This is a genomic window from uncultured Microbulbifer sp., assembly GCF_947489355.1.
Lineage (GTDB): Bacteria > Pseudomonadota > Gammaproteobacteria > Pseudomonadales > Cellvibrionaceae > Microbulbifer.
In genome coordinates, this window is the sequence record NZ_CANLDD010000246.1 from 1 (window position 1) to 227 (window position 227).

Consider the following 227-nt stretch of genomic DNA (forward strand, 5'->3'; position numbering starts at 1 on the left):
CAGATGCGCTATAACATATTATTCCGCTGGTTCGTTGGCCTCAGCATCGATGACAAGGTGTGGAATCATTCCACTTTGAGCAAGAACCGTGAGCGCCTGCTTGCCCACGACATTATTCCCACCCTGTTCGAAGAAGTGGTGCGGATAGCCCGGCAGAAGCAACTGTTGTCGGAAGAGCATTTCAGCGTCGACGGCACCTTGATTCAGGCGTGGGCCTCGCACAAAAG

The 227-nt window shown here is 53.3% G+C and carries 1 protein-coding gene; it reads left to right on the plus strand.

Annotated elements, in window-relative coordinates:
* Nucleotides 1–227: transposase (locus Q1A48_RS21630; RefSeq protein ID WP_299948960.1), on the plus strand; the 227-nt coding region annotated here is incomplete at both ends.